We start from the raw sequence: 21936 nt of genomic DNA, 5'->3' as shown, positions 1-21936 counted from the left end.
ACATATCCGTCAAGATACACAATGCATCATTGGATAAACATTCTTATTTAGTTCAAAAAAAAGTACGGTCTTTTTATGTATGTTCTACACTGATGAAAAAACACTAAAGGCTTTGCAAAAAGGAGATGTTAAGGCCTTTGAAAAAATATATTATCTATATAATGGACATGTATTCAATTTTATACATGGCATGCTTAGAGAGTCGGCTGTTGCTAAAGACCTCACTCAGGATGTATTTGTACAGATATGGAACAAGCGGACGGATATAGATTCTGCCAACAACTTTGAAGGCTATCTTTTTACAGTTGCCAAAAACAGCGTTTACTTACACCTGCGACGTAAGGTGTTGTTTGATAACTATGTTGTCAAAATGGAGCCTGAGCCAGAGTATAAAGAACCTGATGTAGATAAGATTCTCGACAATAAGCTATTTGAAGAAAAGATTACACGATTAATTAAAGAATTGCCCGAGGCTCGAAGAAAAATATTCCTGTTATACTGGAAATCAGATATGAACTATCGTGAAATAGCAGATTTACTATCTATTTCAGACAAAACGGTGGCAACACAAGTTCGTAGAACTATTGATTTTCTGAAAGATAGAATAGGAGATGCCGCTCCTGTTCTTATTCTCTTTATACTACAAGGTTTAATTGAATAGTTAAACAAAGTTAATTTGAGTGCGTTTTGTAGTCCAAAACATACTCTTAATTCTAATTATTATAGAAGCACATAGAAAAAGATGATTCTAAAAGCAGAAGAATATAAAAAATTGTTGGATAAGTTCATTAGTAAAGAGGCTAATGAATACGAAGTGAGGCAGTTGTCCGATTGGATGAAAAATACAGAGACTCCTGAGGAGTTCGATTCTTATTGTGAACAACTATGGGAATCCGCTTCTACGCGTTCCGACAAGCAAATCGAACAGGAGATGTGGAATATAATAGCCGAAAAGATAACGAAACATAATAAAGTATCTCGGCTGATTCCTGCATTATATCGTATAGCAGCCTGTATATTGTTACCTATATGTTTATTGATGGGTACATACATTTATTTTCAGAAGGAAGCTGAGAAAACAAGAGATCAGGACAAGTTTGAAGTATTAGTCGATAAAGGACAGAAGGCAAATGTCGTATTACCGGACGGCACTAAAGTGTGGGTAAATTCAGGATCTAAACTTAGCTACAATTATAGTAAGAATAAGCGGTCTGTGGCTCTCGATGGAGAAGCATACTTTGAAGTTGCTAAGGATGCAGAAAAGCGTTTTGTGGTGAATTGTAATGACCTGAATGTTGAAGCATTGGGTACAACCTTTAATGTAAAAGGATATAGTGCCGATGAGATAGTTACGGTTGCCCTTTTTGAGGGCAAAGTAAAGGTTTTTAATGAAACGAATAATACTGTATTAGAACCCAATCAGCTTATTGCATTCAACAGAATAGGCAACACATTCTCGCATTCTGAAATTGCTGATAGCAGAGAGATTGATTTTTGGAGAAGAAATATTCTATTTTTCCGCTCTGTGTCTCTGGCAGATATTGCTAAAACGCTGGAACGCACATATGGAGTAACAGTCAGGTTTAAAGATGAAGATCTGAAAAAAGTTCCTTTTTCGGGAAGCATTCGCAATAGTAGTCTCAATAACGTATTCCATATTATTAGCCTTACATATCCAATTAGTTATGAGATAAATAATGATGTAATAACTATTTATAAAGATCAATATAAATAATTCAATACCAAGTTAAACTAAAAAAAAGATATATGAATAAAAACTCTACATAAGAAAAGAAAAGGTAGAATTATGTTGACGCATAATCCTACCCCTGTAAAGATGATTCTTTTTTTGTCGGTAAACAAAAAGCCTCACTACAAATATAAATGTTTGAGGTCAATAAATCATCATTTTATCATCTGTTTTAATTAATAATCTTCTATTATTTAAACCTTAAATAACAGTCTATAATGAATAAAAAGATGTTTCTGGCGGGTAGAATAACCTTGCTATGTGGCTTCCTTTGTCTGTTTGCGATTAATATTCATGCGCAAATTACTCTCGATGCCTCAAATAAAACAATCAAAAGTATAATAGAAACCATAGAGAAACAAAACGGTTACAGTTTCTTCTACACCGACAAATTATCGGGGCTGAACGAAACCGTTAGCATAAAAGCGAATAATGAGAACATCTCCTCTGTATTGAATAAATTACTTAAAAATACAGATATCAGTTATCGGCTAGAACCTGACAATCAAATAGTCTTGAGTGCAAAGTCGAAAACCGTAAATACCTCTCAGCAAGACAATAAAAGAGTGTCGGGACTGGTAACAGACGAACAAAACAATCCATTGATAGGGGTTACTGTAATTATAGAAGGTAGCCAAGTAGGTACAATTACTGATATAGATGGAAAATATACTATAGAAGCTCCTGTGGGAAGCACACTTAAATATACTTATGTAGGTTTCTATAGTAAAAATATAGCTCTTGGCAAATCGAATGTTTATGATGTTGTTCTCCAAGAAAACTCTAAACAATTGGAAGAAGTAGTTGTAGTTGGCTATGGAGCTATGAAACGAAAAGACATCACTACCGCTGTAGCTGTAGTTTCTACCGAAGATTTAGACAAACGTCCTATTATGTCGGCAGGTCAAGCTATACAAGGTAAAGCCGCTGGAGTACAGGTTGTGCAGCCTTCCGGCGCTCCGGGAGAAGGGCTGAGTATAAGGGTGCGTGGAGCAACATCTGTACAGGCATCTAACGAACCTCTATATGTAGTGGACGGAATGCCTACCAATGATATATCAAATATAAGTCCTAATGATATCTCAAGCATGCAAATACTCAAAGATGCCTCTTCGGCAGCTATATATGGAGCACGTGCCGCTAACGGAGTCGTGCTTATTACCACCAAACGGGCTCAAACCGGTGAAACGAGAGTGAACGTAAGTACTTATACCGGATTTTCAAAATTAGGACGAAAAATTAATGCTCTGAATACTGAGGAATATAAAGAACTGATGGGCGAACTTAAAAAAGTAACTAATACAGTTCCCAATATACCTAGTGATGAATACAACTATGTCGATTGGACAGATGCGTTCTTCAGAACAGGTATAGATCAGAATTATCAGGCATCAGTATCAAAAGGTTCGGAAAAAATACAATATATGGTTTCGGGAGGATATGCTTCGCAAAGCGGTATTGTACGTAAAGCCAAATTCGACCGTTATAACTTTAGAGCTAATATAGATAGCCAGCAAACCAGTTGGTTGAATATGGCTCTGAATTTTTCGTACTCTAAAACGAAAGGACAATGGGTTAGAACAAATAGTAGCTCGATGCGTTCGGGGTCTATACTATCTGTAATCAATACTCCTCCTTTTATGCAGGAGTGGGATCCTGAAAACCCCGGACAATATGATGAAAATGCATACGGTTCGCAGATTCTTAATCCATTAGCAGCTAATGCAGCTGATAACATCACATCTACAGACTATCTGAAAGGCTCGTTTGACCTTACTTTCAATCTGTATAAAGGGTTGAAACTGAAATCTACGTTTGGTATAGATGTTAACAATGAACGTTGGAACTATTATCTCGATCCATTTTCAACTAACGATGGACGCGGAACTAAGGGACGGGTAGAAGAAAGTTATACAAAGAAGAATGAGTGGTTGTTAGAGAATATATTCACATACGATTTGTCCGTCAACAAACACAATTTATCTGCGATGGCAGGTGCTACACAACAGCACGCACAGCATAATAGTCTGTATGTTCCGGGCTTCGACTTGTCTACATCTTATCCCGATATCCATTCTTTAGCTTCTGCAAATCAGATTGATCAAAGTGCTGTTGGTTCCACTGCTTGGGCATGGTCTTTAGCATCATTCTTGGGACGTGTAGCCTATAATTATGATAGTAAATATTTATTTACGGCAAACTTCCGTACCGATGGTTCTTCCCGATTTGCTCCGGGGCATCGTTGGGGATATTTTCCTTCATTATCGGCAGGCTGGAGGTTTTCCAGCGAAAAGTTTATGGAACCGTTGCGTAGCGTGCTCGATGATGCAAAACTAAGAGTAGGATGGGGGATAAATGGTAATCAGGAAGGAATAGAGTATTATTCCTATTTGGCTTCCATGACTAAAAGGCGAGTATCTCCAACGGCTGATAATCTTTATCCCGGTATGGCTATTTCTCCGAATACGGGAGCAAACAAACAATTGACATGGGAAAAGACAACACAGTGGAATGCGGGACTAGATCTTACTCTCTTCAATTCACGTCTTAATATAGTATTAGATGCTTATTATAAAAAAACAACTGACCTGCTATTGACAGTGAGCTTGCCTAGCAATGTGAATTTGCCCGGAGGTATTACCCGAAACGATGGTGAAATGACGAATAAAGGTATAGAGCTTATGATATCGTCAAAAAATCTCAAGGGGCAGTTCTCGTGGGATACCGATTTCAATATATCGTTCAACCGTAACAAACTGACTAAACTAGGATTGAACAAAGTATATTATTATGGCGAAACTTACGAAACCAAAGAACCTACTGTTATCCTGAAAGAAGGTCTTGCTCTAGGCACATTCTTCGGCTATATTTCAGAAGGGGTTGATTCAGAAACAGGTGATATTATTTATCGGGATATCAATAATAATGGAATTATAGACCCGGGAGACAGAACTACAATTGGTAGTGCCCAACCCGATTTTATTTACGGTATAACCAATACATTCTCGTACCGAAACTTCTCTCTGTCTTTGTTCTTACAGGGTAGTCAGGGTAATGACATATTTAATGCATCTAAGATAGATATGGAAAGTATGCTAGATTTCCGCAATCAATCGAAGTCTGTACTCAACAGATGGAAGCGCCCGGGTATGATAACAGATATACCTCGTGTGGGAAATAAAGAGAATATACACAATTCTACTCGATTTGTAGAAGACGGATCTTATCTACGATTGAAAACAGTGACTCTTTCCTATGATTTCAAATCAGCTCTGCTCAGAAAGATACATCTATCTAAGTTGCAGGTTTATGCGACTGCTCAAAACTTGTTTACACTAACAAAATATTCAGGATACGATCCGGAAGTGAATGCCTATGGTACCAATGCTGTTATTCTGGGTGTCGATTATGGAACATACCCGCAATCGAAGTCTCTTGTATTCGGACTTAATGTTGAATTCTAAAAACAGGATAAATATGAAAAATAATATATTGAAAATAGCATGTTTATGTATTGTTGTAATGGGACTAAGTGCCTGTGAAAGTTTTTTGGATGAAAAACCTCAGTCGGATTTCACATCGGAGGGAACAGGTGAAGAAAATTTGGTTTCTAAATATTCTAATGTAAAAGATGCAGAAGCTGAACTGTTAGGGGTATACCAACTCTTCAAGAACAATACGTTCGAATTTGAGATATACATGATAAACGATGTTCAGACCGACAATTGCTATGTGGGTGGTGATGGTATAGATGGAGAAGAGGTAGATAAGATTAAATTATATTCTACTAATTCGAAAGTAGAGCTCGTGTGGGGAGAATACCTTTCTATAGCCGGAAGTGCTACTAATGTTATAGAAAATACCAAACTCATGGGGAAATCGGCAATATCCGATGCCGACCGCAATCGTATTATTGCCGAAGCTAAAACCATAAGAGCATGGGCATATTTCGACATGGTACGTATATGGGGAGGGATACCTATGGTCCTTCAACTCATACCTACTATTACTTCCGAAAACTTAGAAACATGGTATCCGATAATGTATCCAGAACGTACTCCCGAGTCGGACGTTTACGACCAGATATTAAGTGATCTGGACGAAAATAATACGATTAAGTATTTGGAAAGTACCAATAAAGGTGCATTTAAGTCAACCAAAGGATTAGCTTATGGCCTTTTAGCTAAGGTCTTAGCTTCAAGAGGAGCAAAAGCAGAACGTAATTATACCAAAGTGGTAGAGGCTTGCGATAAAGTGATTGGTGAAGGATACCAGTTAGTCGATAATTTCGATGAGCTTTGGCAAGCCGATAATAAGTACACTAAAGAAAGTATCTTCGAAGTATATTATACAGCTGAATCTCCGAACTGGGCAGAATGGGTATTACTGAAAGAAGCAGATGGCACTGTTACTTGGCGTAGATATTGTACACCTACACACGATCTTATAGCTAAGTTCGACAAAGTAAATGATACACGCTATGCCTCAAGTATTATATGGAAAAAAGCACCTTACGATGTGTTTTTTCCGGCTAGTAAATATCCTTTTTCATACAAAATACGAGAAAAAAGTTCCGATATTATTTATATGCGCCTGGCTGATATAATGTTGATAAAAGCAGAGGCTTTAGTTGAACTGAACAGGTCGTCGGAGGCTATTGATATTGTGAATAAAATACGAGAAAGAGCTGGGCTTGGAACTTCTTCATTAGACAAAACTATGTCTCAAAGTAGTGCTCGTCTAGCTGTGGAAAATGAACGCCAGCTAGAATTATATATGGAGGGGCAGCGTTGGTTCGACTTGCAACGAAACGACCGTATAATAGAGATAATGAGTAAACACAAGGATCAGAATGGAAAACTACTGTTTACCAATCTTGCAGAATTTAGATATAAGTGGCCTCTTCCTCAAAATGAGTTGGATAAGAATACTCGTTTGACTCAGAATACCGGTTATTAAAAAATATGAACATAAATTTCAAGTCTAAACTAAAAAGAAGATCAGATGAAACTTAAATATATATATATAATAACCTGTTGTGTCGCATTTTTGCTCACAGCCTGTGAAGAAGAATCGGAAAGAGTAGTATATCCGTATTCGAAGCCGGAGATATCAAATATTTCATATTCTGCAACAGATAATGTACATTTTAATGACTCCATTCATTTTTCGATAAATGTTAACGATGCCGAAACTCCACTTTCTACTTTAGAAATCTCTCTTAAACTGGGAGAGGAGGAGTTGTATAAAGAATCTATCCGCACAAAAGGAAATGCAGCCCAGATAAAAGAAAAGGGTATATATATACCTTTCTATGGCGGATTGGAAGAGGGTGAAGGAAGCCTAACTCTCACTTCAGTAAATGTAGAAGGAAGTGAAACTACTGTAACAAAAGCCTTTAGTATTAAGCGTCCTAATATTCCATCGACTTTATATTTACATTACAATGATGAAGTGATACCTCTGGTACAAAACCCATTAAATCTATATGAGTTTTCGTCAGAGAAAGGCGTTTATCCGGATGCTTTTTCAGGCAGAATCTCGACAAGCGCTTCTCTTGAAGATTCAGAGTTAATATGGGGGTATTCCGAGAATACTAATTCTGCGGCTCTTAGTACAGCTACAGGTCCCGAATTTTCTTTTGATAGATCAGGGCTAACTATTGAGAGAATTAAGTTTAATACATTTAGTTTTACGCTTGGTTACGAATCTCCTAAATTTGTATTCAAAGTAAATGGTACTGCTCTCAATCAGGTTAGTAATTATTATTATGCCGATATTAATTTTACTAAAGGACAAGAAGTCACAGTGTCCGGATTTTCTGATATAGCAGGTGCTTACAACCGCGATTTCTTCGACTATGACGAGTCGACAGGTAAATTGACTTTTATTCGAGATAGTGGATCGTGGGGTATATACTATTCTATGAACTACAACTATATATGGGTTGCCCGTATGAATGATGTTGCTCCTGCTGCTTACTGGCTTGTCGGTCATGGATTCACTTGTGCACCAACGTGGAACAATGATTATGCAAGTGGAGGATGGGTGACTGATAATATATTGAAAATGGCGTATGTATTGAAAATAGCTGAAAATAAATATCAGACTACTGTATATTTGAGCGATGCCCATGAATGGGGTTTCTTCGAAGTAGAAATATACAGCGACAGAGAGTGGGGTAAAGAAAAGGGAATGTCTCTGAAAGCTGGCTCTTTTTCAGGAGATGTAACAGGTTTTACTGTTTCTGCATCTAATGGATTTGCCGGAACAAACGGATTCGTACCGGGATATTATCGTCTCACATTTGATACTTCGGCTGGTGTAGGTGCCGAAAAGATGAATATAGAGCGACTAGGCGATTGAATATTTAAATCACAGAGAAACAATAAATGAAACAAATTATTATATCGTTGGGCTTATTGTTGCTGCTTATAACATATTCATGTTCGGGAACGGGAGTGGTATCTCCTGTTTCCCTAACGTGGAGCAATGATGGTTATAATGCTCAGACTGAAAGTTACGACAATACTTTTACTATAAAGAATATATCAGGAAAGACGATTGGGAAAAGTTGGGCAATCTACTTTTCTCAGTTACCACGTACAATAAAGAGTATTCATTCGGAAGGGATAAATATAGAGGTTGTAAATGCTAACTTCTTTAAAATTTCTCCGACTTCATCATTTGAAGAATTGGAAGCCGGAGACTCTATTATAGTAAAATATAGTGTAAGTAATAATGTTCCGAATATTTCGCAACAGCCCGAAGGCTGCTATTGGATCTTAGATTCCAGCAGCAAAAATAGTGTTCCTGTAACTATTGATCTGCAAATACTATCTCTCAGCAATAAGGATATGACTGTCGAGGCTGTAGATAGATTATTTCGTTTCAATGAATCTATAAACCCACAATCGGTATTACTCCAAAGTGTTGATATCTTACCATCTGTAAAGCAGATAGATATTAAGAAGGGTAAAATAGCTATACCGAATGAGATTTCTTTACTGTATAGTAACGAGCTAATCAATGAAGCTAAGGTCTTACAAGATAAACTACATACTTTGTATGGAATAGGAGTTTCGGAAGTAGCGCCCTTAAGTGTTAGACTAACATTGGTAGACAATCCTACCGCAAACAATGAAGAGTGGTACAGCGTAGATATAGACACAGAGCAAATAATGATAAAAGGTATTACATCTCATGGTATATTCAATGGTGTGCAAACATTGTTGGCTTTAATGAAGGGAGATAGACAGCCAAATGAATTGGGATGTATAACAATTACAGATTATCCAGATTTGTTGCATCGCGGATTTATGCTCGATATATCCAGAAACTTCACTAATGTGTCTGATCTAAAGTCATTGATAGATGTCCTTGCTTCTTATAAGATCAATATATTACATCTGCATTTTTGCGATGATGAGGGTTGGCGACTTGAAATACCGGGATTAGAAGAGTTGACAGAAGTAGGTAGTAAAAGAGGGCATACAGCAGATGAGTCTGCCAGTCTCTATCCGGGCTATGATGGCTATTTCGATCCTAATGGTAAAACATCCGGTAATGGTTATTATACCCGAAAGGAATTTATCGACCTGTTAAAGTATGCAGAAGCCCGTCATGTACGTATATTACCCGAATTGGAGTCACCGGGACATGCCCGTGCAGCCGTTGTATCTATGAAGGCTCGTTACAAAAAATACATTGCGAAGGATGAGGTAAAGGCTAAAGAATACCTTCTCAGTGAAGATGAAGATGCTTCTTTTTACGTATCGGCACAATCATACACTGATAATGTAATGAATGTATCTCTTCCATCTACTTACCGATTTATGGAAAAAGTGATATCCGAAATAGGTAAAATGTATGAAGAAGCCGGAGTCAAATTACCATCTATTCACATAGGAGGCGATGAAGTTCCTGCCGGAGCGTGGATAGGTTCACCATCATGCAAAACTTTTATGAAAGAAAAAGGCTTGAATACTGCTCACGAATTGGGTGAATATTTCTTTCGTCAGATTACTACCTATATGCGCAATAATGGATTGCAGTTCAACGGCTGGCAAGAGGTAGCTCTGCATAATAGTATGGCAACAGATAAGCAATTATCAGCTACGGCAAACAGTATTTTTTGTTGGAATACTGTTCCTGAATGGGGTGATGATGAGATTCCTTACAAACTAGCCAATAAAGGTTATCCGGTCGTACTATGCAATGTCAATAATTTTTATATGGATTTAGCATACAATTCGCACTATCAGGAGCCTGGTCACTCATGGGCCGGATATGTAGACGAATCTAAGTCATTTTCTATGCTACCATTCTCTCTGTACCGTTCATCCCGTATCAATATAGCAGGAACAAAGATGAATCTAGACAGTCTGGAGATGGACAAAGAGCAACTAAGGGCTGATCGCATATCTCTGATAAAAGGTGTACAAGCTCAGTTATTTACTGAAACTATCAGAAGCTTCGATCGAGTACAGTATTATGTCTTTCCTAAAATATGGGGATTGGTAGAGCGAGGATGGAATGCTCATCCTGTGTGGGAGAAAATGCATGGTAGGGATGAGGAAAAAGCCTTTAATGAAGATCTATCTCATTTCTATGCATTAATAAGTGATAAAGAACTGCCATATCTTAGCAGACAAGGTATAAATTTTCGGTTAGCCAATCCGGGACTTAAAATAGAAAATGGCTATTTGTATGCTAATACATCTGTACGTGGAGCAACCATTCGATACACTATTGATGGTACTCAACCTAGCGAGACATCGTCGGAATGGACTAGTCCTGTAAAAATAGATGCAACGATGGTTAAAGCGTGCGTATTTTATTTAAACAAAAAAAGTTTGACAACAACATTAACTCATTAAACCATTATAGTTTATGAAAAAGAAATATACTTTAATCTTGAAAAGGAGTTTATTGTTCATTTTCTTGGGACTACAGGCATTTACTGTGCTATCATGTTCCGACGATGATTCGACCAATATAAAGAGTAATCTTACTGTGAGTAGGGTTTCATTGATCCCTTTACCACAATCGTTGACTCATGGCAGAACGAATATCGCTATTCCTGCTAATGCAACTATAAGTAAGGATATAAATAAAATAGGAGCAGAATTGCTTACTGAGACTTTGAAAGGCATATCTGGTGAACCAAGTAAAACTGATAATGGCAGTGCTTTTATACGTGTTTTTAAAGAAAATAGTTTAGCAGAAGAGGGGTATCGAATTTCTGTTGACGATTCGGGATGTAGTATTTATTATAGTACAAATACAGGTCTGCTATGGGGAATCCAGACTATGAGACAAATTTTGTTGCAGAATAAGCCTTCTGCTGCCGGAGAGCAAAGCATACCTACTCTAACTTTATCTGATGCTCCTAAAAAAGCTTGGCGAGGATTTCATATAGATTTGGCTCGTCATATGTTTACTATGGATTATCTTAAAAAATTGGTAGACTGCTTGTCTTTGTATAAAATAAATAAACTACAATTGCATTTGACAGATGATCAGGGATGGCGTATTGAAATAAAAAAATATCCTGCTCTAACCGAAATAGGAGCTTGGCGTCCTTTCGACGAATATGATAAAAAATGCATAGAACTGGCTAAAACTGATCCAACTTATGAAATAGATTCTCGCTTTATACGTTCGGGAAACGAGTATGGAGGGTATTATACACAAGCACAGATGAAAGAACTTATTGAGTTTGCAACACAACGTGGAATAGAAGTTATTCCGGAAATTGATATGCCAGGACACTTCTCTGCAGCTATAAGAGCCTTTCCTCAGTTATCTTGTACCGGCGAAGCAGGATGGGGCGAAGAATTTTCATATCCTATATGTGCAGGCAAAACTGAAAACTATCCATTCATACAAGATATAATATCGGAAGTCGCTGATTTGTTTCCAAGTAAACATTTTCATATTGGAGGCGATGAAGTAGAAAAAGATATATGGAAAAAATGTGAACGTTGTCAACAACTAATAGAAGATGAAGAATTGGGTGACGAAGATGGACTTCAAAACTATTTTATAAAGAAAATGGCTGATTATACAAAAGAAGTAAAAGGCAAACAGGTAATGGTTTGGGATGATTCTTTCCTTCCGTCAGATCCTCAAAATCTTACATATACTTATTGGAGAAATTGGTTGCCCGATCAGGCAGCACAAATTACTCAACAAGGATATCCAATGATATTTATGGAGTGGGGACATTTTTACTTTAGTGCAACTCCTTCCGATGATTTGCTGCAATCTTTGTATGAATTTGAATTCGAACCAGACTTTAAGGGGATAGTAAAAAGTAATGTTCTAGGCTTTCAGGCTTGTGTTTGGACAGAAATGATTCCCAATGAAACAAAATTTGGAGAACATGTCTTCCCTTCTCTTCAAGCTTTTTCTGAATTGGCATGGGGTAGTACTCGGGATTGGTCGAGCTTTACTACTCGTTTGCCTTGGCACCTTACGTGGTTGAACAATAGTGGATTCACTACACGTACACCACAGTTTGTAGATTAAAAGATATATCTATGGAGCTCTTTTAGAGAAACGGTCTTAACAGTCATACGAATCAACTGTTTTGATGATGCTTACGCCGAGTAAAAATTTATTGTAAAAAATGACAAAAGTTATCAATATACAGGTGTACAGACAAATTGAGAAAGAGCAGATGACGAATGCAAAAACAAGAGAAAAAATGTACAACTTTGTCAGGTTTTAGTTAAAATTGCATTTTACAGAAACTAGACTAACGAGATATTTCAGATAAAGTCAATTTCAGATTCGCTTTATTATTCTCTGAAATAGCTCCATAGATAAAATATATTGTTTAAATGAAATCAGATCGTTTATTATCGCTAGATATACTTAGAGGGATTACTATTGCCGGGATGATATTGGTTAATAATCCCGGTAGCTGGGAACATATCTATACGCCATTGCGTCATGCTGTTTGGCATGGGTTAACTCCAACCGACCTCATATTTCCATTTTTTATGTTCATTATGGGGATATCTACATTTATTTCGTTGCGTAAATATGATTTTCAGTTTAGTCAATCGCTACTACAGAAAATTGTAAAGCGTACCTGTATTATATTCCTTATCGGGCTGGGTTTGTCGTGGCTATCTGTATCTTTTGCAACTTTTCATCATCTGGCTAATGATGGTCTTGGTATGGGGGAACGCTTATTGAGGTCTATAACCAACTTCGAGCACCTCAGAATACTTGGTGTTATGCAAAGGTTAGCCATTACTTATGGAATAGCTTCGCTAGTGGCTATACTTCTTAATCATAGGTATATACCATATATTATTGGAGCCTCATTGTTGATCTATTTTTTGATTCTGATACTAGGAGATGGGTTTGAAATTAGTGAAACCAATATCCTTGCTGTTGTAGATCAAAGCATACTTGGTACAAATCATATGTTTGAAGAGTTTGGTCTCGATCCTGAAGGAATACTTAGTACTATTCCATCTATATGCCATGTGCTTATTGGGTTTTGCTGTGGGAGAGTATTGATGGAAAAGAAAGATAATACTCAGCGGATGTTGTATTTATTTATTATTGGTGCATCACTATTTTTTCTTGGATATTTGCTTAGTTATGGCTGCCCTATAAATAAGAAAATCTGGTCTCCTACATATGCGCTTATCACTTGTGGTATGGGGGCTACATTATTGGCACTACTGATATGGATAATAGATGTAAAAGGATATAAAAAATGGTGTGTACCATTCGAATCTTTTGGTGTAAATCCATTGTTTATATATGTACTGGCAGGAGTAATGGCTATATTGATCGAGCATATATATGTTTCTTTCGATCAGACTATTATAAGCTTTAAGGAATATCTTTTCGAAGCTATACTGCAACCGGTATTTGGCAACGATTTAGGATCTTTTATCTATGCTCTTTTATTTGTTACAATAGCTTGGTTTGTAGGATATATACTATATAAAAGGAAAATTTATATAAAAATATAAGACTGTCTCTTAAAGGAGTCAAGACATAAAAGACCTCATAACAAATAACTTGTTACGAGGTCTTTTGATATTATTGGAAATATTTCAGCCTATATATTCACATAATTGAGAAATTTCTAATATTATAGAATTGTCCCTCTGTTTGTACTGAAGGGGACTTTATTTATTTTCTTTCCGGTAAAAAAAATAGTAACTTAGTGCCTCCTAATTTCTATTGGTGTTTTCATATAATATTTAGTTAGCCCGACCCAAAAAGAATTACTATGAAGAATATTTTATTGATCTGTTTTCTAGGTTCATATCTTGCTTCATTTGCCGGATCTAAAGATTCTATAATGATTAGATTAGATGAGGTAATGTCTAAAAAAGGTCTTTATGTAAATGAAAAAGAACAGCGTATTTTAGGTTTAAAGCAATTTCTGACTCTTCATGATCTATCATCAACACAACTCTATGATACATATCAGAAGCTTTATTTAGAATATAAGAAGTTCAAGACAGACTCTGCCGTACACTATATTTTAAAAAATAGAGATATAGTGAAAGAAATAGGGAATATGGAACTTCAGTATGAAACTGAGCTTCAGTTGGCATGGTTATATTCTACCAAAGGCATGTATATAGAGGCTAAAGAGATTTTAGATAAAATAAAGAAAGATAAAATACCATCAAAACTGATTCCTGAATATTATAGAACCTGTAATGCTTTCTATTCACATTATGCATTGAGTAATAAAGAACAAAAATACTATAGACGAAGTGGTTATTATCGAGATTCATTATTACTTGTTTTAGATCCCCAATCATTAGAATATCAAATAGAATATGCTACTAAAGAGCTATATGATCAGAAAAAGGAAAAGGCAACTCAACTATTTAAAGACTTATTAGATAAAACTACCGACGACAATCCCAATCGTGCCCTCATAGCCTATTTTTTAGGTTATACATATAAAGAACAGGGTAATATGGAACTACAGAAAAAGTATTTCTCAATATCCGCTATATCTGATATTACAAATTGTATTAAAGACAATGCCTCTTTCCAGAATTTAGCACTCACATACTACGAGTTGGGCGACATAGACAAGGCATATCGTTTTATTCAATCGGCGATAGAAGATGCTATCTTTTGCAATGTGAGATACCGTACTATTGAGAGTTCAGAGTTCTATCCGATCATAAATTCTACATATTTGAAAAAGGAGAAAATTCAGAAAGAAAAACTTGAAACATATCTCTTTTTTATTAGTGTATTATCCTTGGCTCTACTTTTGGGTACCATATTCATTTATAAACAAATGAAGAAGCTTTCTATGATAAGAAAACAACTTCACAGTACTAATATGGAGCTTGTAAAACTTAATAAAGATCTACAAGATACGAATAGCAATCTGGAAGAAGCTAACCTTGTGAAAGAGGAATATATAGCTCGTTTTTTTGATCAATGCTCAGAGTATGTCGATAAACTTGAAAACTACCGTAAGAGCTTGAATAATAAGGCTAAGAATAATCAATTGGAAGATCTTTTTACGATGATAAAGTCAAGGACATTGATTGACACTGAGCTCGAAGAACTGTTTCATAATTTCGATTCGGTCTTTCTTAATATTTATCCCTCGTTTATAGAAGAATTCAATACTTTGCTTATGCCCAGCGAACAAATACATCTTAAACCAGGAGAATTACTTAATACCGAGTTAAGGATTTTTGCATTAATACGCTTAGGAATTACCGATAGTGTGAAAATAGCTAATTTCTTACGATACTCTTTACGTACTGTGTATAACTATCGCACCCGAGTAAGGAACAAAGCTGCCGGATCGCGCGATGAATTTGAAGAAATTGTAAAAAAAATAGGTACTATTAAGCTGAATAAGTAAAATAATTCAATACATTTTTAGTACTTTTTTAATGTTAAATAAATAATCAACATACTGATGGACTGTGTGTTGATTTTTATTTTTAATACTTTTTTGCATACTGTAAAGAAAAGAGGCTTAATAACATGATACATTTGAATTGCGGATAATATTATATGTTGGCAAGCCTCGAAATACTAACCATTCATGCTCGCATATATTATTATTCAATAAAGTATTTCTTAAATTTAATATCATGTATTTATGAAGCATCTCTTCAAAAAGCAATTAATTTTCAGGTTATGGATGTTGTTAATGACTGCATTATTAACTATTCCTGCCTATAGTCAGGAAACTATGTCTGTAAAAGGGACAATAACAGATGCAAAAACAGGCGAAAGCCTTATTGGAGTTTCTGTTGTACCCAAAAACTTGCCCGGTAGTGGTACTGTAACTGACTATGACGGTGTTTTCAGCCTGAATGTACAGCGTGGAACTATATTATCTATTTCTTACGTAGGATATCAGTCTGTTGAAGTAACAGCTAATTCGGAAAAGATAGATATCAAGCTAAATGAATCATCAGAACTTTTAGATGAAGTTGTTGTTATCGGGTATGGTACAGCTAAACGCAAAGATGTAACTACAGCTATATCGTCTGTATCTACTAAAGATCTCGAACAGCGTCCTATCGTTTCGGCCGGACAGGCTATTCAAGGTAAAGCTGCCGGAGTTTCTGTCATGTCTCCGAATGGTACGCCCGGAGCAGAAATGTCTATTCGTGTTCGTGGTACAACTTCTATTAATGGAAGTAATGACCCTCTTTATGTTGTAGACGGAGTTCCTGTGGATAATATTAATTTCCTTTCTCCTAACGACATCTCTAGTATACAAATACTGAAAGATGCCTCGTCTGCGGCTATATATGGGTCTCGTGCAGCTAACGGAGTAATTATTATTACAACAAAGGCAGGAGAAAAAGGAAATGCAAAGATTTCATTCAATGCACAGCTAACCCTTAATAAAGTTTCGGAAAAAATAAAACCGATCAATACTGCCCAATATGTAGAGCTACAGAAAGAAATAGGTGCAGTGTCTTTGCCCGATGGACTTACAGACCAGACTAATTGGTTCGATGAAGCTTATTCGACTGGAACTATGCAAAGCTATCAGGTATCAGTTTCGGATGGAAATGAGAAAACCAGATATTTCCTTTCGGCAGGATACTTAGATGAAAAAGGAACGCTTAACTCTGCATTCTTCAAAAGATATAATTTCAGAGCAAATCTTGAAAGTGATATTCGTAAATGGCTTACAGTGAGTGCCAATGTGTCTTACTCTGACAATGTAAGTAATGGATTGATACAAGGTTTCGGTTCTAATCGAGGGGGAGTAGTGCTTTCCGTTATCAATACACCAACTTATACCCCTATTTGGGATGTGAACAATCCAAATCAATACAACACAGAGTTCAATGGTGTTAATATCACATCTCCGCTCGAAAATATGGAGAGGAGTAAGAATAATAAGAAGAAAGAAAATCGTCTGATAGCTTCCGGAAACTTGTTGTTTAAATTTATGCCCGAATTGACAATGAAATCGTCATTTACGTTAGACCGTCGCAATGCAATAGAAACTACATTCTTAGATCCTATTACTACAGCATGGGGCAGGAATCAGTATGGAGAAGGTTCTGATCTTCGCAATATGAATACAATACTTGTTTTTGATAACGTATTGACTTATACTAAATCTTTCAATAAGCATAACGTAGAAGGAATGGCAGGTACTTCATATACCGATTCGGATTATACTAATAGTTGGATATATGGCTCTCACTATCGCAATGGCTCTATACAGACATTGAATGCTGCAAATAAGATTACATGGAATAATACAGGATCTAGCGGAAGCCAATGGGGGATTATGTCTTACTTCGGGCGCGTAGCTTATAACTACGACAGTAAATACTTATTCACTGCTAATGTGCGTGCTGACGGATCTTCGAAGCTGCATCCCGATCATCGTTGGGGAACATTCCCTTCATTCTCTGCCGCATGGCGTATGTCATCTGAGAGTTTTATGCAAGACTTGGAGTGGCTCGATGACCTTAAAATACGTGGAGGCTGGGGTCAGACAGGAAATCAGTCGGGAATAGATGATTACTCTTACTATTCTAATTATTCGATTGTAAGGCAGGATTATACCAAAGCTGGAGATGAGCATGTAGTACCAAGTGTTGAAATGAAAAGTCTTCGTACAACCGACTTAACATGGGAAACTACTACACAAACAAATGTAGGGTTAGATATTACTGCACTTAAGAATAGGTTGACCGTGACAATGGACTATTACTATAAGAGGACTACAGACATGCTTATGGATGTAACATTGCCTGCTGGAGCCACGTTTGCCACCTCTATCAAACGTAACGAAGGAGAGATGACTAATAAAGGTTTTGAATTTGCAGTGAGTTCTAAAAACCTAATAGGTACTTTCTCTTGGGATACCGATTTCAATATTTCATTCAACAAGAATAGATTGGAGAAATTGGCTTTAAAGAAAATATATGAAGATGCAAGAACAAGTGATCAGATCAATGAGAATGTTGTTAGAAATGAGCCGGGCAGACCTATCGGTGGATTCTATGGATACATAAGTGATGGTGTTGATCCTGAAACCGGAGATTTGATTTATAGAGATGTGAATGGTAATGGAAGAGAAGATGTAGGTGATAGAACATACATTGGAGATCCTAATCCTGATTTCACATTTGGTATGACAAATACATTCTCGTGGAAAGATCTTACATTGAGTGTATTTATACAAGGATCTTATGGTAACGATATTTACAATGCTTCCAGAATGGAAACAGAAGGTATGTTCGATGGGTTAAATCAGTCTACCCGTGTTCTTAAACGTTGGAGAGTTCCGGGACAGATAACCGATGTGCCAAAAGCAAATTTCAATATTAAAAATTCCAGCTACTTCGTAGAAGATGGAAGCTACTTGCGAGTAAAAGATATAACATTGTCTTATAACTTCAGGAATAATTTCTTAAAGAAACTAGGTGTTAATAAGTTACAACCTTATTTTACTGCAACTAATCTTATTACATGGACAAGCTATATGGGCATGGATCCGGAAGTCAATCAGTGGGGTAACCAAAGCAATAAGGGGTACATACAAGGTATCGACTGGGGTACTTATCCTCATAGCAAATCGTTTGTGTTTGGAGTAAATGTAGAATTCTAAAAATTAACAATATGAAATTAAAATATATTTTTCTGGGAATATTGACAAGTAGTTCATTATTTCTAACAACATCTTGCTCTTTAGATTTCGATCCGGTAGGTGCATACTCTGAAGCTACAGAAGGAGTCAATGAGTCGGGAGAAAAGGTTGTTTTTAAAGATAAAGCAGCTGTCGTAGGCCATATGCAAACTATATATAACCAGCTCAAAGAGCGTCAAGAGCACTGGTATTGCGACCTACTGTTAATAAGCGAATCACATTCCGACAACGCTTATGCCGGTTCTACAGGAGCAGAAGTACTTCCGTTCGAAAATAATGCGATAGATGGTTCAAACTCGGTATTGAATCGCGACTGGGAAAGATATTTGGTCGATGTAGCACGTGCCAACAGGTTGCTAGTAAATATTGATGATGTGAAGGATAACACCCTTACTTCGGCTGAACGTGAACGCTACAAGGCTGAATCGAAAATATTCAGAGCAATGGTTTATTTCGATATGGTGCGCCTGTGGGGTAGTATACCTTTGATCACTACCGAAGCCGGAGATATTACTGCCGAGACCATCGAAGAAGTATATCCTCAGTACTTCCCTAAACAAAACACAGAACTGGAGATTTATCAACAAATAGAAAAAGATCTTTTAGAGGCATTGCCTTATGCGCCGGATAATAATCCTTCAGATAAGACTCTGTTCAGTAAATCTGTTGCACATACATTATTAGCAAAAATATATGCCGAAAAACCCTTGCGAGACTATACTAAAGTAATACAATATTGTGATGCTGTAACTGCTGCCGGATTCGATTTAGCAGACGAGTTCAGCGATCTTTTCGGAATGAATGCTGATAATACAGATGCTAAAATGAGAAACACAAAAGAATCGATTCTCGAAGCACAGTTCTTTCCGGGTAGTGGCAACTGGTGCACTTGGATGTTCGGGCGCAACCTTGTTAATTGGGATGAGCAGTTTTCTTGGTCTAAGTGGGTTACTCCATCGCGAGACTTAGTAAAAGCATTCGAAACAGAAGGAGACGTAACACGCTACGAACAGTCGGTGGTATGGTATAAATGTACATGGAGTATTTGCTATCCGGCAGATAACTATGCCTTCATGTATAAAATACGTTCGGCTAATAGTAGTATCATTAAATTCAGATATGCTGATGTATTACTACTCAAAGCAGAAGCTCTTATCATGGGTGCTAGCCCCAATCTTAGTGGTGCAGCTGATATTATAGATAAGATACGTACAAGAGCCGGTATATCTAAATTAAGTACTTCCGTCAAAGGCAATAAAGAGTCAATGCTAAATGCTTTGTTGAAAGAACGTCGTCTTGAGTTAGCTTTTGAAGGTCAAAGATGGTTCGACTTAGTACGCCTCGATAAGGTAGAAGAAGTAATGAATGCTGTTTACTCTAAAGACTCTGGTAGAAGAGCTCAAATATATAAGTTCGATAACAACTCATATAGGCTACCTGTACCGCAGGCAAAGATTGATGAAAATAGCAATCTGATACAAAATCCAGGCTACTAAAAAAACCTAATATTTATTTTATAGACAAAAAAGAATGAAATTGAAATTAATATTACTGCTCTCGTATTTGTTAGTAACGCTTACTTCGTGTGGTAAAGATAAGAATGAAGATAATTCTACAGACAATGGTACTCCTCCTATAGACACAAAAGGGGATGTAACACTATATGTTACAACAAATACGAGAAGTCTGGATTTCGTCAAGCAACAAATTTCTTTTAACGAAAAAGCGAATATGTCACCTACAACTATAACTCTGAATCCATCGAAGAGGTTTCAACAAATGGATGGTTTTGGTGCCGCGATAACAGGATCTACTTGTTTTAACCTTTTACGAATGAATCAGGCTGATAGGACGAAGTTCCTTAAAGATACCTTTTCTACGTCCGAAGGAATGGGGTATAGCTATATCCGAATTTCAATAGGATGCTCAGACTTTTCTTTGAGTGAATATACATGTTGCGATACTCCCGGAATAGAGAATTTCGCATTACAAAATGAGGAAAATAAGTATATAATACCCATTCTAAAAGAGATATTAGCTATTAATCCGAACATAAAAATATTAGGTTCTCCATGGACTCCTCCACGTTGGATGAAGGTGAATAATCTTACCGATTTACAACCTTTTAATTCGTGGACAAGTGGACATCTTAATCCTATCTATTATCAGGACTATGCAACATACTTCGTAAAATGGATCAAGGCTATGAAAGATAACGGTATTACAGTAAATGCTGTTACTCCACAGAATGAGCCATTGAATAGAGGTAACTCGGCATCTCTTTTTATGGGATGGGACGAGCAACGAGACTTTGTTAAGACAGCTTTAGGACCTAAGTTAGAAGAATCGGGGTTGAATGTGAAAATTTACCTTTTCGATCATAATTATAATTATGATAATATGTCTGATCAGAAAGATTATGTTACCAAGATATATGATGACCACCAAGCAGCGTCATATGCTGCCGGAGCAGCTTTTCATAATTATGGGGGTAATCGTAGTGAACTAAATAATGTCCATGACAAATATCCTGATAAAGAGCTAATATTTACTGAAACATCAATAGGAACATGGAATGAAGGACGCAACCTCAGTGTAAAGTTGATGGAAGATATGGAAGAAGTAGCACTTGGTACTGTAAATAATTGGTGTAGAGCTGTTATAGTCTGGAATCTGATGCTGGATAATGACTTGGGACCCAATCGTGATGGTGGATGCCAAACATGCTATGGTGCAGTGGACATCGAAAGATCCGATTATAAAACTATAACCCGTAATTCTCATTATTATATTATAGGACATCTTTCATCTGTTGTCAAACCTGGTTCAACAAGGATAGGTACTTCCGGATATACAGCAACGGGACTAACTTATTCGGCCTTCGAAAACATAGATGGTACTTATGCCCTTGTGTTAATGAATAACACAAATGAAGCTAAGAAAATAACTATCAGTGATGGGACTAATAGCTTTACATATAATGTTCCTGTAAAATCAGTTGTTTCGTATTTGTGGAAAAAATAAACTA

At 36.6% G+C, this 21936-nt stretch carries 12 protein-coding genes; all 12 read left to right on the top strand.

Translation table 11 applies throughout. The annotated features are described in order from the left end of the window. The first annotated feature begins 79 nt into the window (after positions 1-79). The 12 genes from BGC7_RS11485 to BGC7_RS11430 all read left to right on the top strand — a co-directional run bounded on the left by BGC7_RS11485 (position 80) and on the right by BGC7_RS11430 (position 21932). Entirely contained in the window at positions 80-661 is a 582-nt protein-coding gene (locus tag BGC7_RS11485) for an RNA polymerase sigma factor (protein ID WP_050701727.1), read from the top strand. 81 nt (positions 662-742) lie between these two features. After that, complete coding sequence (locus BGC7_RS11480; RefSeq protein WP_050701726.1) at positions 743-1735, top strand: FecR family protein; 993 nt, start codon at positions 743-745, stop codon at positions 1733-1735. A 233-nt stretch (positions 1736-1968) separates the two neighbouring features. Beyond that, complete coding sequence (locus BGC7_RS11475; protein ID WP_050701725.1) at positions 1969-5214, top strand: TonB-dependent receptor; 3246 nt, start codon at positions 1969-1971, stop codon at positions 5212-5214. Between the two features lie 13 nt (positions 5215-5227). Next, complete coding sequence (locus BGC7_RS11470) at positions 5228-6709, top strand: RagB/SusD family nutrient uptake outer membrane protein (RefSeq protein ID WP_050701790.1); 1482 nt, start codon at positions 5228-5230, stop codon at positions 6707-6709. A 45-nt stretch (positions 6710-6754) separates the two neighbouring features. Beyond that, complete coding sequence (locus tag BGC7_RS11465; RefSeq protein WP_050701724.1) at positions 6755-8116, top strand: DUF5016 domain-containing protein; 1362 nt, start codon at positions 6755-6757, stop codon at positions 8114-8116. A gap of 26 nt (positions 8117-8142) precedes the next feature. Then, the gene (locus BGC7_RS11460) at positions 8143-10629 is read left to right on the top strand and encodes a family 20 glycosylhydrolase (RefSeq protein WP_050701723.1); all 2487 of its coding nucleotides are present in this window, start codon (positions 8143-8145) and stop codon (positions 10627-10629) included. A 13-nt stretch (positions 10630-10642) separates the two neighbouring features. Next, positions 10643-12283 carry a beta-N-acetylhexosaminidase gene (locus tag BGC7_RS11455; protein ID WP_050701722.1) on the top strand — a complete coding sequence of 547 codons (1641 nt, stop codon included), beginning with the start codon at positions 10643-10645 and terminating at the stop codon, positions 12281-12283. Positions 12284-12597: 314 nt separating this feature from the next. Next, the gene (locus BGC7_RS11450) at positions 12598-13752 is read left to right on the top strand and encodes an acyltransferase family protein (protein WP_050701721.1); all 1155 of its coding nucleotides are present in this window, start codon (positions 12598-12600) and stop codon (positions 13750-13752) included. 263 nt (positions 13753-14015) lie between these two features. Further along, positions 14016-15635, top strand: a complete 1620-nt coding sequence (locus BGC7_RS11445) for a DUF6377 domain-containing protein (protein ID WP_050701720.1) — start codon at positions 14016-14018, stop codon at positions 15633-15635. A 336-nt stretch (positions 15636-15971) separates the two neighbouring features. Further along, positions 15972-18869, top strand: a complete 2898-nt coding sequence (locus BGC7_RS11440; RefSeq protein WP_369799090.1) for a SusC/RagA family TonB-linked outer membrane protein — start codon at positions 15972-15974, stop codon at positions 18867-18869. 11 nt (positions 18870-18880) lie between these two features. Continuing rightward, the gene (locus BGC7_RS11435; protein WP_050701718.1) at positions 18881-20404 is read left to right on the top strand and encodes a RagB/SusD family nutrient uptake outer membrane protein; all 1524 of its coding nucleotides are present in this window, start codon (positions 18881-18883) and stop codon (positions 20402-20404) included. Positions 20405-20438: 34 nt separating this feature from the next. Continuing rightward, a complete protein-coding gene (locus BGC7_RS11430) occupies positions 20439-21932 on the top strand; it encodes a glycoside hydrolase family 30 protein (protein WP_082206664.1) in 1494 nt (497 codons plus the stop codon). Positions 21933-21936 lie beyond the last annotated feature (4 nt).

It is taken from the genome of Dysgonomonas sp. BGC7 (genome assembly GCF_001261735.1).
Lineage (GTDB): Bacteria > Bacteroidota > Bacteroidia > Bacteroidales > Dysgonomonadaceae > Dysgonomonas.
This window is presented reverse-complemented; position numbering and strand designations above follow the sequence as displayed.

Excerpts from the sequence above, each read along its gene's own strand:
- BGC7_RS11485 (WP_050701727.1), top strand. The coding sequence starts at position 80 with ATGTTCTACACTGATGAAAAAACACTAAAGGCTTTGCAAAAAGGAGAT.
- BGC7_RS11480 (WP_050701726.1), top strand. The coding sequence starts at position 743 with ATGATTCTAAAAGCAGAAGAATATAAAAAATTGTTGGATAAGTTCATT.
- BGC7_RS11475 (WP_050701725.1), top strand. The coding sequence starts at position 1,969 with ATGAATAAAAAGATGTTTCTGGCGGGTAGAATAACCTTGCTATGTGGC.
- BGC7_RS11470 (WP_050701790.1), top strand. The coding sequence starts at position 5,228 with ATGAAAAATAATATATTGAAAATAGCATGTTTATGTATTGTTGTAATG.
- BGC7_RS11465 (WP_050701724.1), top strand. The coding sequence starts at position 6,755 with ATGAAACTTAAATATATATATATAATAACCTGTTGTGTCGCATTTTTG.
- BGC7_RS11460 (WP_050701723.1), top strand. The coding sequence starts at position 8,143 with ATGAAACAAATTATTATATCGTTGGGCTTATTGTTGCTGCTTATAACA.
- BGC7_RS11455 (WP_050701722.1), top strand. The coding sequence starts at position 10,643 with ATGAAAAAGAAATATACTTTAATCTTGAAAAGGAGTTTATTGTTCATT.
- BGC7_RS11450 (WP_050701721.1), top strand. The coding sequence starts at position 12,598 with ATGAAATCAGATCGTTTATTATCGCTAGATATACTTAGAGGGATTACT.
- BGC7_RS11445 (WP_050701720.1), top strand. The coding sequence starts at position 14,016 with ATGAAGAATATTTTATTGATCTGTTTTCTAGGTTCATATCTTGCTTCA.
- BGC7_RS11440 (WP_369799090.1), top strand. The coding sequence starts at position 15,972 with ATGTCTGTAAAAGGGACAATAACAGATGCAAAAACAGGCGAAAGCCTT.
- BGC7_RS11435 (WP_050701718.1), top strand. The coding sequence starts at position 18,881 with ATGAAATTAAAATATATTTTTCTGGGAATATTGACAAGTAGTTCATTA.
- BGC7_RS11430 (WP_082206664.1), top strand. The coding sequence starts at position 20,439 with ATGAAATTGAAATTAATATTACTGCTCTCGTATTTGTTAGTAACGCTT.